This window comes from Ferrovibrio xuzhouensis (assembly GCF_042648965.1).
In the GTDB taxonomy this organism is placed as follows: domain Bacteria; phylum Pseudomonadota; class Alphaproteobacteria; order Ferrovibrionales; family Ferrovibrionaceae; genus Ferrovibrio; species Ferrovibrio xuzhouensis.
This window is the reverse complement of record NZ_JBHRYJ010000002.1, coordinates 596,490-608,993: the sequence shown is the minus strand read 5'-3', so window position 1 is coordinate 608,993 and position 12,504 is coordinate 596,490. Positions and strand designations below refer to the sequence as shown.

At 67.8% G+C, this 12,504-nt stretch carries 13 protein-coding genes; 2 read left to right on the top strand and 11 right to left on the bottom strand.

From position 1 onward, the window contains the following. Positions 1 to 87: 87 nt before the first annotated feature. The 4 genes from ACFOOQ_RS13015 to ACFOOQ_RS13000 all read right to left on the bottom strand — a co-directional run bounded on the left by ACFOOQ_RS13015 (position 88) and on the right by ACFOOQ_RS13000 (position 3,013). Entirely contained in the window at positions 88 to 561 is a 474-nt protein-coding gene (locus tag ACFOOQ_RS13015) for an Hsp20 family protein (protein ID WP_379727157.1), read from the bottom strand. Between the two features lie 231 nt (positions 562 to 792). Further along, positions 793 to 1,059 carry a hypothetical protein gene (locus ACFOOQ_RS13010; protein WP_379727154.1) on the bottom strand — a complete coding sequence of 89 codons (267 nt, stop codon included), beginning with the start codon at positions 1,057 to 1,059 and terminating at the stop codon, positions 793 to 795. A 171-nt stretch (positions 1,060 to 1,230) separates the two neighbouring features. Next, on the bottom strand, positions 1,231 to 1,458 hold the full coding sequence (rpmE, locus tag ACFOOQ_RS13005) for a 50S ribosomal protein L31 (protein WP_379727151.1): 228 nt from the start codon (positions 1,456 to 1,458) through the stop codon (positions 1,231 to 1,233). A gap of 169 nt (positions 1,459 to 1,627) precedes the next feature. After that, positions 1,628 to 3,013, bottom strand: coding sequence for a S1C family serine protease (locus ACFOOQ_RS13000; protein ID WP_379727148.1), 1,386 nt, complete (start codon positions 3,011 to 3,013; stop codon positions 1,628 to 1,630). Between the two features lie 196 nt (positions 3,014 to 3,209). On the opposite strand from ACFOOQ_RS13000, the gene ACFOOQ_RS12995 reads away from it, so the two are divergent. Beyond that, positions 3,210 to 5,009, top strand: a complete 1,800-nt coding sequence (locus ACFOOQ_RS12995) for an ABC transporter transmembrane domain-containing protein (RefSeq protein ID WP_379727145.1) — start codon at positions 3,210 to 3,212, stop codon at positions 5,007 to 5,009. Continuing rightward, on the top strand, positions 4,996 to 6,111 hold the full coding sequence (locus tag ACFOOQ_RS12990) for a hypothetical protein (protein ID WP_379727142.1): 1,116 nt from the start codon (positions 4,996 to 4,998) through the stop codon (positions 6,109 to 6,111). Before ACFOOQ_RS12995 ends, ACFOOQ_RS12990 begins: the two co-directional genes overlap by 14 nt. A gap of 23 nt (positions 6,112 to 6,134) precedes the next feature. On the opposite strand, the gene ACFOOQ_RS12985 is transcribed toward ACFOOQ_RS12990, so the two are convergent. The 7 genes from ACFOOQ_RS12985 to ACFOOQ_RS12955 form a co-directional block, all read right to left on the bottom strand. After that, a complete protein-coding gene (locus ACFOOQ_RS12985) occupies positions 6,135 to 6,602 on the bottom strand; it encodes a DUF3574 domain-containing protein (protein ID WP_379727139.1) in 468 nt (155 codons plus the stop codon). A 1-nt stretch (position 6,603) separates the two neighbouring features. Continuing rightward, positions 6,604 to 7,674: a peptidoglycan -binding protein gene (locus ACFOOQ_RS12980; RefSeq protein WP_379727136.1), complete on the bottom strand. Its 1,071-nt coding sequence runs from the start codon at positions 7,672 to 7,674 to the stop codon at positions 6,604 to 6,606. A 44-nt stretch (positions 7,675 to 7,718) separates the two neighbouring features. Continuing rightward, entirely contained in the window at positions 7,719 to 8,867 is a 1,149-nt protein-coding gene (locus ACFOOQ_RS12975) for a flagellar motor protein MotA (protein WP_379727133.1), read from the bottom strand. 167 nt (positions 8,868 to 9,034) lie between these two features. Continuing rightward, the gene (locus tag ACFOOQ_RS12970) at positions 9,035 to 10,090 is read right to left on the bottom strand and encodes an OmpA family protein (RefSeq protein WP_379727130.1); all 1,056 of its coding nucleotides are present in this window, start codon (positions 10,088 to 10,090) and stop codon (positions 9,035 to 9,037) included. Positions 10,091 to 10,199: 109 nt separating this feature from the next. Continuing rightward, positions 10,200 to 10,991, bottom strand: a complete 792-nt coding sequence (locus ACFOOQ_RS12965) for an inositol monophosphatase family protein (protein ID WP_379727127.1) — start codon at positions 10,989 to 10,991, stop codon at positions 10,200 to 10,202. 42 nt (positions 10,992 to 11,033) lie between these two features. Further along, on the bottom strand, positions 11,034 to 11,690 hold the full coding sequence (thiE, locus tag ACFOOQ_RS12960; protein ID WP_379727124.1) for a thiamine phosphate synthase: 657 nt from the start codon (positions 11,688 to 11,690) through the stop codon (positions 11,034 to 11,036). A gap of 4 nt (positions 11,691 to 11,694) precedes the next feature. Then, positions 11,695 to 12,489, bottom strand: coding sequence for an alpha/beta fold hydrolase (locus ACFOOQ_RS12955; RefSeq protein WP_379727121.1), 795 nt, complete (start codon positions 12,487 to 12,489; stop codon positions 11,695 to 11,697). Positions 12,490 to 12,504 lie beyond the last annotated feature (15 nt).

Genomic DNA, 12,504 nt, shown 5'->3' with positions numbered 1-12,504 from the left:
AAAAAAGCCCGGGCGGTCTCCCGCCCGGGCTCCTTCCATCCGACCGCCGGGTCGCTGATGCGTCCCGAGTCTTATGCGGCCCTGCCCTTACGCAGCCTTGGGCTGCGCGTCGATCACCGTGGCCGCATGGGCCGCCGTGCTGATCTCGATCTGCCGCGGCTTCTTGGCCTCGGGGATCTCGCGCTTGAGCGCGACATGCAGCAGGCCGTCATTGAGCTCGGCGCCGGTGACCTTGACGGTATCGGCCAGCTCGAAGCGGCGCTCGAAGGCGCGGCGCGCGATGCCGCGGTGCAGATAGGTAACCTCGCCTTCGGCCGGCTGTTCGGCGGCCTTGCCGGTGACGATCAGGCTGTTCTCCTTCACCGTCACATCGAGCTCGTCTGGCTTGAAGCCGGCCACCGCCATGGTGATGCGGTAGGCGTCTTCGCCACGCTTCTCGATGTTGTAGGGCGGATAGCTGACCGCGTTGTCGTCGAGGCGGTTCGCCAGATCGAACAGACGGTTCACATGGTCGAAGCCGATGCTGGAACGCAGCAGCGGGGAAATGTCGAAAGCACGCATGGTTTCATCCTCCTGAAGCGATGAGTCCGTTTGCGCGGTCCGCAGGCCCGTCCCGCATCATGCAGGAAAACCGGGCTGGCGCCGGACCGCCGTGATCGCCGGATCCCGTCTGGGCCCCCGGCTCGACAGGGATGTAGGAAGCGGCCCAAACGGCTTCAAGGGGCAGCTTCAAGGGGGTCTTCAGGAGAGGTCGAAAGCGCGGTTTTCCGCAGACGCAGCCAGCCGATCCAGTCAGCCGACCGAGATCGGATACCACTTGAATTCGGCCAGCGCCCGGCCACGCAGGATGTCGACCACATGCTTCGGCCCGACGAATTCCGGCGCCAGGTTGATGCCCTGGGCAGCCAGCACCAGGGTGGAATTCTTGAACAGCGGCTTCATCGCCGCCAGCGCGCGCGCCGCCATCTGGTCGGTGGCGATGGCGGCATAGGAGACGTAGACGATGGTGATGACTTCATCGCCCAGCTTGATCGATGCGGACTGATAGACCTGGGCCATCAGGCGGCGCTTCTTTTCGTCGGTTGCTGCCCGGACGGATGATCCGATGCAACAGGCGTAGCGCCAGGCCGGTTAAGGAATCGTCACAGGTCTGAAACGCAAAAAGGGCGGCCACGGATGATCCGGCCGCCCTTCAGTCCCGGATCGTGCTCCGGGAAAACCGGAACAGGCTTACTTCTTGCGGCCGAAGCCGGCGAAGCGCTTGTTGAACTTGGCAACCTGGCCGCCCTGGTCGTTGAGGCGGGCGGGGCCGCCGGTCCAGGCCGGATGCGAGGTCGAGTCGATATCGAGCATCATGGTGTCGCCCGGCTTGCCCCAGGTCGACCGGGTCGAATAGACGGTCCCGTCGGTCATCTGGACCTTGATCTCGTGGTAGTCGGGATGGATTTCCGGCTTCATGACTGCTTCTCCTGGGCGTCCGGCCAGCCGGAAACCCGCAAATTCCTCAATCGGCGGGCGTTATAGCCAGAACCACCCCCCGGCGCAAGGGCGAAACCGCAGCTTTCGGGCCGCAGGGCCGGGAGCTGAAACCCGGTTTTCCGGCCTTTCCGCCCCCTGCGGGCTAGGATCAGCGCTGCCGGCCTGCCGATTGCGCTGTCGCCGCTGCCGGACCCGGCCCCAGATCGAACCCGAGCCGCCCGAGCCCATCGAGAATCGGGATGAACAGGTTCAGTCCGGCATTGGTCTTGGTCTCGCCCATGCCGATACCGGCAGCACAGATGCCGACCACATTGCCGGTCCGGTCGAGCAGCGGGCCGCCGCTGTTGCCGCCATGCACCGACACGTCGGCCTGGATGTAATCGAGTTGCTCCGGCGGCATGGCCTGACGATAGGAACTGACCACGCCGCGGGTCACCGTCCAGCCGAGCTCCTTCATCCGCGGCGCCCCGACGGCATAGACCTCCTCGGCCACCCGCACCGGCGTCTCGCGCACCGGCAGGGCGGGGTATCCTCCGCCCTCCAGCTTGACCAGCGCGACATCACGCTGCTCGTCGACCTGCAGCACCTCGCCGACCACGGCACGGCCCGACAGCAGCCGCACCCGCACGAAATGCTGGCCGCCGACCACATGGGCGTTGGTCACCAGCAGGCCGCTCTCGCTGACCAGAAAACCCGAGCCATGCCCGCCGGCGCCGACCTCGATCAGCACGGTGGCGGCACGGATTGCATCACCCTGCCGGTCGATCGGCAGCTGTGACAGCGGCAGACGCAGCAACGGATGGCGCGCGACCACCGCTGCCGGCGCGGCCGCCAGTTCAGGTCGCCGCGACAGCAGCTGTCGCAGTTCGGGATCGGCGGCGAGACGGTTCACCGTATCGGCAAAGGCGTGCTGCACAAAAATCGTATAGTCGCCGATCAGGCGCTGGTTGGTGGCAAACTCGCCGTCGATATCCCTGCGCCAGACTACCTGGCGGCGCACCGGATCATAGATCTGCCAGTTCACGGTGATGCGCACCGTGCCGGACAGGTTGGTGGTCTGGACATACTGGCAAAGGTCGCCGCTGACCTTGGTGATGCTGGCACCGGCAAGGAAGTCCGGCTTGGCGGCATTCCGCTCCTCGAACAGCGCGTTCGGCTCGCCGACGACGCGGTAGCCGTATTCCTTGAAGATGGTGTGGAAGATGTCGCTGTAGGCCGTCGGGTTGAGCAGACGGCGGTCGTTGTCGTAATGCAGCGAGGTGCCGACTTCGCAGGTCAGCGGCCGGTAATGGGTTTCGCCGATCACCGCACCGCGCGGAATGGTAGTCTGCACCCGGCTGAAGCCGATCGGTCGCATGTCCGATTCGGCAAACAGGCTGCCCGGTCCCGATGGCTGCACCACGGTGCCGTCAGGCCGCGTCACCGGCCGGGCCGAGATCTCCGGCGGTGCCCCGAGCGGACCGCCACAGCTCGCCACCATTGTCGCCATTGCCGCCATTGCCGCCATTACCCATACCGCCAGATACTGCCGCATGTCGCACCCCTGCCTGCCAGTCCGTCGCGCGCGACAATGCCACGGCATATTTGGAACATAAAGGGGATTTTATCTGTTCAAAAGACGTACATACACCTGCATGCCACAGCTTGCGCCGCGCGGCCCGATGTCGCGTTGTCCTGCCCTCCCCCGGCCGGTATAACCAACGACAGGTCTTCGTTTTTTCCGGGTTCCGATGTCCGCCGACGCCACTACCGGCCGCCCCGCCCCCAGCCGTCCCGCCCTGGGTGCGCTGCGCCTCGTCCTCAATTTCATTGCCCCCTACCGCTGGATGGCGGTCGGCGCCGGCATTTCGCTGGTGGTGGCCGCCGCCGCGGTGCTCGGCATCGGCCAGGCGATCCGCCGCGTCATCGACGTCGGTTTCGGCATGGGCAACGGCAGCTACCTCGACCTGTATTTCTCTGCCCTGTTCGGCGTGGTGGCCGTGCTGGCGATCGCCACCTTCGGCCGGTTCTACTGCGTCACCTGGCTCGGCGAGCGCGTCGTCGCCGACATCCGCAAGGCGGTCTATGCCCATGTGCTCCGCCTCAGCCCGATCTTCTTCGAGAGCACCCGCACCGGCGAGGTGCTGTCGCGCCTGACCACCGATACCGAACTGATCCAGACCCTGGTCGGCTCGTCGGTCTCGGTCGCGCTGCGCAATGTCCTGCTGTTTCTCGGCAGCGCCGTGCTGCTGGTGGTGACCTCGCCGCGCCTGACCCTGCTGGTGGCCCTCGTGATCCCGCTCGTCGTGCTGCCGATCGTCATTCTCGGCCGCCGGCTGCGCAAGCTGTCGCGCGAAAGCCAGGACCGCATCGCCGATCTCTCGGCCCAGGCCAGCGAGACGCTGAACGCCATCACCACCGTGCAGGCCTATACCTACGAGGACCGCGAACAGGCACTGTTCGCCGGCAAGGCGGAGAATGCCTTTGCCACCGCGGTGCGCCGCACCCGGGCCCGCGCCTGGCTGACGGCACTGGTCATGCTGCTGGTCTTCGGCGCGGTGAATGGCGTCATGTGGATCGGCGGCAAGGCTGTCTTCGCCGGCGAGATGTCGGGCGGCGAGCTCAGCGCCTTCGTCTTCTATGCGGTGATCGGCGCCTCGGCCGTCGGCGCCCTGTCGGAAATCTGGGGCGACGTGCAACGCGCCGCCGGCGCCGCCGAGCGGCTGATGCAGTTGCTGGCCACCGAGCCCACCGTGCGTGCCCCGGCCGATCCGCTGACCCTGCCGGCCCGCCCGGCCGGCCGCCTGCAGTTTGACGCCTTACGCTTCCATTATCCGGCGCGGCCGCAGATCGCCGCCCTCGACGACCTGTCGCTCGAGGTCGCCGCCGGCGAGACGGTGGCCATCGTCGGGCCGTCGGGTGCCGGCAAGACCACATTGTTCCAGCTGCTGCTGCGCTTCTACGACCCGGATTCAGGCACCATCCGCATCGACGGCGTCGAGATCGCCCGCCTCGATCCGGTGGCGCTGCGCCGCCATATCGGCCTGGTGGCGCAGGACCCGGTGATCTTCGGCAGTTCGGTCGCCGACAACATCCGCTACGGCCGCCCCGATGCCAGCGATGCCGAGGTGCAGGCTGCCGCCGAGGCCGCCGCCGCCCATGGCTTCATCCAGGCGCTGCCGGAAGGCTACCAGACCTATCTCGGCGAGCGCGGCGTCCGCCTGTCCGGCGGCCAGCGCCAGCGCATCGCCATTGCCCGCGCCCTGCTGCGCGATCCGCCGGTGCTGCTGCTCGACGAGGCGACCTCCGCACTGGACGCCGAATCCGAACGCAAGGTACAGGCCGCCCTCGAACGCCTGATGCAGGGCCGCACCACGCTCGTGATCGCGCACCGGCTGGCCACCGTGCAGAAGGCCGACCGCATCGTGGTGATGGAACAGGGCCGCATCGTCGCCGCCGGGCGGCACGACAGCCTGATGGCGGAGGGCGGGCTTTACGCGCGCCTCGCCCGCCTGCAATTCATGACGGGCAGCGCCGATGCTGCCGCGTAGGTCGCGCGGCCAGCCGGCCGGCGGCCGGCTGATCCGCTTCTGGTGGCGCGCCTTCGCCGTCGCCGCCGTGGTCTATGTCGGCTACATCGTCTGGCAGGGCGGCGCCTGGCGCAGCGCCGAGCCGTTTGCCGCCGGCCAGTGCATGGCGGTCGACTCGCCGCCGGGCCCCGCCGATATCGCCATGCTGCCCGACGGCAGCGGCGCCATCATCTCGAGCCAGGATCGCCGCGAGCCCGGCAGCCGCGGGCATCTGGTGTTCTACGACCTGACGAACCGGCCGGGCCGCTTCACACAGCTTTCCGTGCCCGACGCCATGGCCTTCCACCCCGCGGGCATCAGCCTGTACCGGGCCGAGGACGGCCGCCTGTTCCTGCAGGTGATCAACCGCCGCAGCGAGGGCAACAATACGGTCGAGATCTTCACCCTCGACGGCGACCGCAGCACCGGTTTCAGCCTGCATCACCGCGGCAGCGTCGCCAGCACGCTGTTCGTGCATCCCGCCGGCATCGTCGCCGCCGGGCCGGAATCCTTCTATCTGACCAACGACCGCGGCAGCGGCCCGCGCTGGATGCATATGGTGGAAAACCTGCTGCAGCTCAGCCGCTCGACGGTGATCTATCATGACGGCCGCGGCGCCCGCGTGGCGGCCGGCGACATCTCGTTCGCCAACGGCATCGCACTGTCGTCCGACGGCGGCACCCTGCTGGTCGGCTCGACCCTGTGGCGCATGCTGCTGGTCTATACCCGCGACCCCGGCACCGGCACGCTGTTCCGTGCCGGCAGCCTCGCCCTGCCCGGCGGCGTCGACAAGATCCATCGCGACGAGCAGGGCGCCTTCTGGCTGACCGTGCTGCCAAATGCCTTTGCCACCATCGGCCATATGATCAATCCCGACAAGCAGGCTCCCAGCATGGCCCTGCGGATCACCACCACCGGCGGCGGCGGCACGGCGGTGACCGAGGCCTATGGCAATCCGGGCGACGAGATTTCCGCCGCCAGCAGCGCCGCGCAGCACAATAACCGCCTGCTGATCGGCGCCGGCTTCGGCAACCGCATCATCGACTGCGCCGTCGACCCGGCGAAGCTGAAGCCGGTCAACTGACGATCAGACCTGTCTGCTGAAGCTCAGAACCGGGCGCTGGCGCACTGGTCGAGGCGCAGCACGCTTTCCTGACGGAACTGCGTCTTGTAGTCGGCGGCAATGGCATCGAGCCGGGCATCGACGTCGCGGCTGTTCGGATGCACCAGCACCAGCACATGGGCCGGCTCGCGGATGGTGTCGCCCGTGGTGCCCGAACGCCAGGCGCCCTCGCCGTCCAGCAAGGTGAAACCATCGGGGAAGCGGGCCGCGATCGCCGTATCGACAAAGCGCGCCCAGTCTTCCGGCGTCACGGTGCCGCCATCAGGCAGGCCGGCGCCGAAAAACAGGCTACTGCTCTGCTGCCGGCACAGCGCGGCCGGATGGTACCAGGCATAGGCGGCAAGCCCGGCAAGACCGAGCGGCGTGACGACAGCCAGCCCCAGTGCGATGATCACCCAGACCTGCAGGGCGCCCAGGCGCTGGCCGACCCGGAGAAACGCTTCCTCGAACATCTCAGCGTTCGGTCAGTTTCAGTTCGATGCGGCGGTTGCGGCGCAGGGACGCATCGTCGCTGCCGTCGACCAGCGGCTGGAATTCACCGAAGCCGGTGGCGGCCAGCCGTTCGGCCGGAATGCCCTGGCTGATCAGGAATTTCACTACCGAGATGGCACGCGCCGTCGACAGTTCCCAGTTCGACGGGAACTGCGCCGTGCTGATCGGCACCTTGTCGGTATGGCCGTCAACACGCAGCACCCAAGGCAGGTCGGTCGGAATCTTGGCCGAGATGTCGAGCAGGGTCTTGGCCAGCTTGGCCAGCTGCTCGCGGCCCTGCGGTTTCAGTTCGGCCGAACCGGAATCGAACAGCACTTCCGACTGGAAGACAAAGCGATCGCCGACGATCTGCACATCCTTGCGGCCACCGAGCAGCTGGCGCAGGCGGCCGAAGAATTCCGAACGGTAGTTCTGCAGCTCGTCGACCTTGCGAGCAAGGGCTGCATTCAGCCGCTTGCCGAGATCGGCGACCTGCGCCTCGCTGGCTTTCTCCTTGGCTTCGCTTTCCTTGAGGATGCGATCAAGTTCGCCCAGCTGCTGGCGCAACGCGAGGATCTGCCGGTTCAGCAGGTCGATCTGGCTGCGCGCATCGGCGGTGAGCTGCTTTTCCTTGTCGAGCTGGTCGGCGCCGGACACCAGTTTGCCCTGCAGGTCGATGATGATCTGCGCCTGGTCCTTGGCCTTCTTGTCGGCTTCGTCGGCGCGCGCCTGGGCATCGGCCAGCACGGCGGCAAGCTGGTCGCGCTCGGCATTGGCCGACTGCAGGGTCGACTGCAGCTGGCCGATATCGAGCCGCAACTGGGCGCTGGTGCGCTTTTCCAGCGACAGCTGGTCGACCAGGCTGGAAATCTCGGTGCGTAGCTCGGCCAGCGCCTTGTCACGGCCGGAGATCGCGTTGGCGAGGAAGAACTGCACCAGGATGAACACCGCCAGCACGAAGACGATGACCATCAGCAGGGTCGACAGCACGTCGACATAGCCCGGCCACGGACCGGCCCCCTGCCCCTCGTTGCGTCGCCGGCTGAATGCCATGGCGGGTTATCCCTGCTGCCCGGTCATCGGCTCAACGCCACTGCTCACTGGCGCCGCTGGGTGTCGGCCATGGCGGCGATGGTGCGCGACAACAGCTTGATCTCGGCGCGCATCTCATCGACCAGCTTGGCACGGCCCTGGGCGCCATCGTCCAGCAGGCGGGCCAGCAGGATGTCCATGTTGCGCAGGTGGCCGCGGCTGGCGGCATCGAAGCCGCCGCTCTCGGCACCCTGCGCCAGCTTGGCCATGATCGGCTTCATCTCGATCTGGTGTTCGGTCAGTTTCAGCAGCAGACCCTGTTCGGCGCGCATCTGCTCGGTCAGCAGGCTCAGCTTCTCGTTCAGTTGCATCAGCGCGGCACCGGTGGAGGACCGGCTGTCCTCGCCGCGCGCCATGGTGCGCTGCAGGTTGTCGAGGCTGTCGGCGGTCTGTTCCAGCAGCGCCTGCACATAGGCCGGCACCGACTGGTCGCCATCGGCGATGCCGCCGCTGCTGATCCGGGTGAAGCCGGCCAGCCATTCCTCGAGGTCGTTGTAGAAGCGGTTCTGCGCCTGGCTGGTCTGCAGGTCGAGGAAACCGAGCACCAGCGAACCGGCAAGGCCCATCAGCGAGGTCGAGAAGGCGATGCCCATGCCGCTGAGCGGATGTTCCAGCCCGCCCTTCAGCTTCTCGAACAGGCCGTTGATGTCGTCACTGTTGCTGAGCGACAGCGAGGCGATGGTGTCGGCGACCGAGGAGATCGTCTCCAGCAGGCCCCAGAAGGTGCCGAGCAGGCCGAGGAACACCATCAGGCCGATCAGGTAGCGCGAGATGTCGCGCGCTTCGTCGAGCCGGGAGCCGACGGAATCGAGCAGCGCGCGGGTGGCGGCGGCCGACAGCGAGCCGCGCGGACCGCGGTTCTCCAGCATCTTGGCCAGCGGCGCCAGCAGGTTGGACGGCTCGCCCGCGTTGCCGGTGGCGGCGCCTTGCTGGGTCTTCTTCCAGTCTTCCACCCAGCTGGCCTCGCGGCCGATCATCAGCACCTGGCGGAAGGTGTAGAGGATGCCGAACACCAGCACGGCGACGATCAGACTGTTCAGGGCCGGATTGGCCATGAAGGCGCGGACCAGCGGCGCATGCAGCACGGTCACCACGGCGCCGACGGCGACGAGGAACACCAGCATGCGAAACAGGAAACGGCCGGGCTTGGTCATGCGCTCCATCCTCCGGCTTTTGGCCTAAGCAGCGAATACGGCATTTTCGCGGCGCCGCGTCCGCCGCACCCGCGGAAGGGGTGCCGCCGCAACCGAATCAGATTGATCCCCGGTGATGATCGCCCGGCGCGGGCGACAAGATCAACCGCAGAAGGCAACAGCCGGCCTCAGCGGCCGACCGGTGCCACCTCGACGCGATCCGCCGCGCTGCCATCGGTGGGCGTCCCCAGCGCACGCACATCGATGCGCGTGCTGCGGATGCCCTTGTCGATCAGGTAGGCCCGCACGGCGAGCGCACGGCTGAGCGACAGGCGGCGGGCACCGCTGCCATCGGTGCCGGTGCTGGCGGCATAGGCACGAATCTGCAGGCGATCCTCGCTGCCGGCCATCTGCTGGGCCAGGCTGTCGAGCGCGGCAACTTGGCCCTTGGGCAGGTCCGCCTGCTCGGTGGAGAAGGGAATGGTGACCATGCCGCCCTGGGTGCTGGGCGCCGGCACCGGTTTGGGTGCCACCATGGCACTCTGCTGGCTAGCCGGATTGGCCGGGGCGGCAGGCTTCGGGGCCGCCGGCGCGGTGGCGACCTGCGGGGCCGGCGCGGGGGTGGCGGCCGGGGCCTGATCTGGCGCGGCCTCAGCCGGCGCGGCCGTCGGCGGCGTGGTCGACATCGGCTGGCCGGCCGAAGCGACCGGGGCAGCGGGCGCGGGCGCCGGTGCGGTCGTGGTGGCCGGCGCGGCGGCGGGCGGTGCAGTGGCGACCTGCGGCGCCGGCACCGGGGGTTCCGTCGGCGCCGACGGGGCGGCCGGGGCCGGCTTCATGGTGATTTCGGGCTTCGGTTTCGCCGCAGCGACCGGACGTTTCGGAGCCGGTTCGGCATTGGCGAGGCTGGACGCGGTCATCGCCTTGCGGCGAACCTGCAGGTGCAGGCCGCGCGGATTGCCGGTCTCGCCGAGCAGCGGATGCGGCGCCGGGGCTTCACCGGGCAGCGGCGGCCGGCCGCTGACGGCGGGATAGCTGAACCCGCCTGCGCCGTTGCCGGAGGCGGCATAACCGCCGCCGCCAAGCTGGTCGAGCGCCTGCAGGTTGACCTGGACGTCGCCGCTGCCTTGCCCGCCGATCACGGTCTGGGCCAGGGCCGGAGCGGATGCCGTCAGCAGGCTGCCGGCCGCAAGGGCAGGCGCCAGCAGCATGACGGTCAGCGAAAGCAGGTGCGGCTTGGCAGCCATCGGTCAGTTCCCCCGTTACGCGTAAGCGCTGCGAACGATAGCGGAGGCCGCCGAGTCCGACAACCCGGCAGTCTGTGAATCAAATGCTTAACGAAACGCGAAAGCCGGCTCAGCCCTTCGCCAGCAGCTTGCGCAGCGGGGTGTGCATCGCATCATTGGCGGCAATGATCCCACCGGTTTCCAGCATCTTCTCGCCGCCGGCCAGATCGGTGACCAGGCCGCCGGCCTCCCGGACGATCACGATGCCGGCCGCGATGTCCCAGGGCGACAGATTGGCCTCCCAGAAGCCGTCGTAACGGCCGGCCGCCACATAGGCGAGGTCGAGCGCCGCGGCGCCCATGCGGCGGATGCCGGCCACTTCGGCCATCACGCTGGTCATTTCCTTCAGGAAGGGGGCATGGCCCGGGCGGCCATGGAACGGGATGCCGGTGGCGAACAGCGCCTCAGGCAGCTTGCGGCGGGCGGAGACGCGCAGGCGGCGGTCATTGAGGAAGGCGCCGCCGCCCTTCTCGGCCCAGAACAGTTCGTCGCGCACCACATCGAGGATCACGCCGGCGATCAGGTCGTCGTCGCGCGTCACGCCGATCGAGATGGCGAAATGCGGAATGCCGTGCAGGAAATTGGTGGTGCCGTCGAGCGGATCGATGATCCAGTAATGCTTGCCGTCCTTGGCCTCGATGCGGCCGCCCTCTTCCATGACGAAGCCGAAATCGGGGCGCAGCTTGGCCAGTTCCTGCTGCAGGATCTTTTCCGCCTTGCGGTCGGCGGCAGAGACGAAATCCGCCGGGCCCTTCTTGGAAACCTGGAGGTTTTCGACCTCGTTGAAGTCGCGGATCAGGCTGCGCTGCGCTTTACGCGCCGCGTTCGCCATCGCATTGATCAGGGCGGGTCGCAGGGCCATGGGGATTATGATTGCTTCGGTCGGGAAAGGGGGCGGACCCTATCAGCCACGGGCATGGTTGGCAATTGCCCGGCAGAAGGCGGAAACCGCCGCCGCCGGGCCCTCCGGATGCTGCCAGACCCCGGCCGAAACCGCCAGAAAATCGGCCCCGGCGGCGACCAGCGGCCCGCAATTCTCGACAGTAATCCCGCCGATGGCAACGCAGGGCGCTTCCATCAGGCCGGCCCACCATTCGATGATCTCGGGGTCGGCCCGGGTCTTGGCCGCCTTGGTGCCGGTCGGGAAAAACGCCCCGAAGGCCACGTAGTCGGCGCCGGCCTCGGCGGCCTCCATGGCCAGGTGACGGGAGTTGTGGCAGGTGACGCCGACGATGCGATCGGGCCCGAGGATACGCCGTGCCTCGGCATAGGTCTCGTCTTCCTGGCCGACATGGACGCCATCGGCACCGAACTTGATGGCGAGATCCGGCCGGTCGTTGATCAGCAACGCCACGTCATGCGCGTGGCAGACCGGCAGCAGGGCCTCGGTGGCCCGGCGGAAGGCATTGTCCGACGCCGTGCGTTCGCCGTCCTTCAGCCGCACTTGCAGGCAGGCGACATCGCCGGCGCCAAGTGCCGCCTTGAGGTCTTCGGCAAAAGCCGCCGGCTCGATCACCGGCGGAGTGATCAGGTAAAGCCGCTGGGCGGGCGTTTCGGTCATCGGGTCATCCGGCAATGAAAGTTTTCAGGGCATCGAGCGTTTCGTCCGGCCGTTCGCCCATCATCAGATGGCCGCAGCCGGGCAGCACCTCGAGCCGCGCGTCGCGGAACGCCTTGAGCAGGCCCTGCACGGCGCGCGGCGAGGTCATGATGTCGCGCTGGCCCGACAGGATCAGCGCCGGACATTGCACGGCCGTCACGGCTTCGGCACCGCCGGCATAGCTGTTGCAGACACGGAAGCCAAGCGCCAGCGACGCCCGCGGCGCCTGATCGACCAGCCGGATGCTGCCGCCGAGCAGATAGCTGCCGGGCACCTTGTTGCCGCCGATCTGGCTTTTCTTCGGCAGCATCCAGTCGTTCATCAGCTCGACCACTGTATAGGCGCCGCTGTCGGCCAGTGCCTGCAGCTCCGGGTTCACCGCCATCGGCCAGGTGAAACCGAGCAGGGCAAGTTTGCTGACGCGGTCAGGGTGCTTTGCTGCGGTCTCCAGCGCAATCAGCGCGCCCATCGAATGGCCGACCAGCGCGGCCTGCTTCAGGCCGGCGGCATCGAGCAGCTGCGGCAGCCAGGCGGCAAAGGCCTCGATGCTGTCCGGCATCGGGCCATCCGAGCGGCCGTTGCCCGGCAGATCGAGGGCCAGCACCGAATAGCCGTGATAGGCGAACCAGCGCGTCTGCAGCGCCCAGACGGTATGGTCGCAGGCATTGCCGTGGATGAACACAACGGCCGGCTTCGTTGCATCGAAGTCCCGCCCGCCGGTGGCGGCGAAGACACGCTTGCCGGCAACATCAAGCCACATTGGCGCTTCCCTTTT